The 3,177-nt window shown below is 62.8% G+C and carries 3 protein-coding genes and 1 pseudogene; 2 read left to right on the plus strand and 2 right to left on the minus strand.

The window, feature by feature from the left end; translation table 11 throughout:
• Nucleotides 1-89, plus strand: a pseudogene (locus WB402_RS15825) (uracil-DNA glycosylase); the annotation flags it as partial.
• Here the strand turns inward: WB402_RS15825 and WB402_RS15830 are convergent.
• Nucleotides 74-652 carry a peroxiredoxin gene (locus tag WB402_RS15830; protein WP_424209580.1) on the minus strand — a complete coding sequence of 193 codons (579 nt, stop codon included), beginning with the start codon at nt 650-652 and terminating at the stop codon, nt 74-76. The pseudogene WB402_RS15825 and the gene WB402_RS15830 overlap by 16 nt on opposite strands.
• A gap of 189 nt (nt 653-841) precedes the next feature.
• On the minus strand, nt 842-2,026 hold the full coding sequence (locus WB402_RS15835) for an ISNCY family transposase (RefSeq protein WP_424209582.1): 1,185 nt from the start codon (nt 2,024-2,026) through the stop codon (nt 842-844).
• Nucleotides 2,027-2,269: 243 nt separating this feature from the next.
• Between WB402_RS15835 and WB402_RS15840 the strand changes: the two genes are divergently transcribed.
• Nucleotides 2,270-3,177 (plus strand): TRAP transporter substrate-binding protein (locus tag WB402_RS15840; protein ID WP_424209584.1); only part of this gene is annotated, 908 nt, incomplete at its 3' end.

A 3,177-nucleotide genomic window follows, 5' to 3' on the forward strand; every position in this document is an offset into this window, starting at 1 on the left:
GCTCACGCTACAACACGAACACCGGCGTGCTCACGCCGCACATGTTCCGCAAGGTGTTCGCGGATGTGCGCGGTTATCTCGACGCCTGAATCCAGGCGACCACGTCCGCCGCGTTCTTGTCGGGCGGAAACACCGGATAGAACACCTTGGTGATGACGCCGTTATCGATGACAAGCGCCATGCGTTTCAACAGCGTCATGTTGGCGACGCCGAAGGTCGGCAGCTTGAGCGCCCGGGTAAAGGCGAGCGTCGCGTCGGAGAGGATCGGAAACGGCAGTTGCAGGCGGCTCGCCGCCTCCTGCTGGTAGGCCGTGTCCTGCGTCGACAGGCCGAACACCTGCGCGACGCCGAGTTGCTTGAGTTCGGCGAAATGATCGCGGAAGCCGCAGGACTGCGGCGTGCAGCCTCGCGCGCCGGGGATTTCGTTCCAACCGGGCGGCAGATCGACACCGGGCACGCCGGTGCGTGGATAGAGGTAGAGCACGCTGCGGCCCGTGAGCTTGGCCAAGTTGACGGCCGAGCCGGAGGTTGCCGGCAACGCCAGGTCGGGAAGCCGCCTGCCGGTGAGATGGTCGGCGCCGCCGTCGTCCTGCGGCACCGGGATGTCAGCCGGCAGGACCTGCGGATTATGCGTTCCGGGCGCTTCGCTCATGGCTCCCTCATTTGCAGGCTTGCAGGAAGGCCGCGACCTGTCGGTAGCTAATCAAGTTGTCCGGTTTTGGCAGCACATCATATGTCCGCTTCTGTTTGCTGCTGTTTTTGGCCTTGTGGGGTTTGTGGGCAGGCGCGAAGCGGCTGTCCACAAATCCACAAGGCTTAAGGTTGCGGCGTCGAAGCGGGGTCACGCGGCAGCCTTTAATCGTTCTCCTGTTATGGCTTGGCCGTCGGCATCGTATCGCGCCAGCAGGCGCGGCCCATGGAACACGGCGAGGGTGCCGTCGGGATAGGCGCGCACCTTGACGCAGGCCTTGACGTAGTGGGCTCGCAGCGGGCTTTCCGGCAACTGCAGCCGCAGGCCGGCATAGGCAATGGTGTTGTCGCGCGCCACGATACGCTCGTCCTGCACGCACAGAATCTCGCGCAGCAGCGCCGGCTCGGCGGGCACGAAGGCGCTCTCCGGCAGCGCCGGCGGCCTGGCGAAGCGGGCGTTGTGGGCCGGCAGGTAGACTTCGCGGATGAAGCGGTTGGCGCTCTCCACGTCGCCGACGCCGGCCAGGTTCAGCTCCTTCGCCAGCCGGTCTTGCAGCGTGCCGAACATGCGCTCCGAGCGCCCGCGTGCTTCCGGCGAATAGGCCGGGATGTGCTCGATGCCCAGATGCTTCAAGGCCCGGCCGACCTGCGTCAGCCGCTCCTTGTCGACCGGACCGTCCGCCTTCGGCGTATGGAAGTAGTGGCTGCCGCGATCGGTATAGAGGCTTCCCGACAGGCCCTTGGCGGTAAACACCTCCAGCAAGCCGGCAAACGTCGAGGCGGTGCCTTCTTCCTCGACCAGGAAGGCCGAATAGATCGTGCTGGTGGCGTCATCCATGGTCACGATGAGATCGAGTTCCGGTTGTCCCGTCAGCCAGGCGAAGCGGCTGCCGTCCTGGTGCAGCATCATGCCCTCGCACGGCTTGCGCGCGCGCTTGCGCCGGTGTGCCCCGCGCCGCTTGGCACGCTCGACAAGGCCTGCCGTGTGCAACTGCGTCTTCACCCAGGTGTAGCCCCAGCGAAAGCCATGGTCGCGCACCAGGTGCTCGTGGAAATGCTTCACGTTCCAGCCCCGGTAAGCATCCCGGTACAGATCCAGCATCAGCCGCAGGTCCCTCGCCGGAACCCGCTTCGGCGACGCTCTGCCGAGCCGCCCGTCGAGCAGCCCCGCCAGCCCATCCTCCTCATAACGGTCGCGGTAGCGCCGGAATTGCCGCTCCGACATCCCAAGAAGCTCGCCGGCCTCCATCATCGACAAATTGCCCCGCTCCCAGCGGCTCAAAACATCCCGAAACTTCTGCATCCTGCGGTCCTGTAGCCACGTCGTCCGGTTCATCGTCCCTGCTCCTGCGCAGGGCACAAAACCGGACAACTCGTGTGCTACCTAACCCGGACAACTCGTGTGCTTACGACAATCGCGCAACCTATTCTGTTGACAAGATCGAAGTCGGTGGCGATCATCATGCGCGATCGAAGCGACATTGGATTGCAATTGCCGCCGATCGCTCCGCGCTGGATCGAGGCGGCGCCCCAATAACAACACCGTACTGGGATGGAGCCCCTGAAAGGGAGGAATTCAATGCACGGGAAAATCTTTGGTGTCGCGCTTGCCGCGGCGCTGCTGGCAACGCCGGCCTTGGCCGCTCCGATAACGCTCAAGTTCAACTCGCCGGCGCCGCCGCCGTCGTTCCTTCATAACAACGTGTTCAGGCCTTGGATCGCCAATGTTGAAAAGGCGTCGAAAGGCACGCTCAAGATCCAGCTCTATGTCGGCGGCACGCTCGGCAACTTCAATGTCGCCTATGACCGGGTCGTCGACGACGTCGCCGATATCGGCTTCATCCTGACAGCCTTCGCCAACGGCAAATTCAACAAACTCGATGTCGCCGAGCTCCCGTTCCAATCGAAGAACTCGACCGAAGCGGCTTACGCCTTGTGGAAGATCTATGCCAGCGGCATAGCCAATGACGAGTTCGACAAGATCAAGCCGCTTGCCATCTGGACGTTCCCCAACAACGCGCTGCATACGAAATCGAAGATCACCTCGCTCGACGACGTGAAGGGAATGCGGCTGGCCACTTCGAACGCATCGAACGCGCAAATTGTCGAAAGGCTCGGCGGGGTGCCGGTCACCTTCACGCCGCCCGATACCTACGAGGCGATCAGCCGTGGTATCGCCTCAGGTTCCCTCATGCCCTTCACCGGGATGAGAATTTTCAAGATCAACGAGGTGACCAGCCATCATCTCGATGAACCGCTCGGCGGCGCGACGGCCATGATGTTCATCAACAAGCAAAAGTACGATTCGCTGCCGCCCGAAGCCAAAGCGGCGATCGATAAGTACTCCTACATGCCGCTTTCCGAGATCACCGGCAAAGCGACGGACGCGGACTGGGCAAAGGCGCGCGCTTTGGTCGCCAGCAGTGTCAATACCCTATCCCCGGAACAGGAAAAGAAATGGGAAGCGGTCACCCGACCGGTTGTGGC

Source organism: Sulfuricaulis sp., from assembly GCF_049587675.1.
Taxonomy (GTDB): domain Bacteria; phylum Pseudomonadota; class Gammaproteobacteria; order Acidiferrobacterales; family Sulfurifustaceae; genus Sulfuricaulis.

What these genes read in the sequence shown, in the direction of transcription:
- WB402_RS15830 (WP_424209580.1), bottom strand. Translation starts at nt 652, where the DNA reads ATGAGCGAAGCGCCCGGAACGCATAATCCGCAGGTCCTGCCGGCTGAC.
- WB402_RS15835 (WP_424209582.1), bottom strand. Translation starts at nt 2,026, where the DNA reads ATGAACCGGACGACGTGGCTACAGGACCGCAGGATGCAGAAGTTTCGG.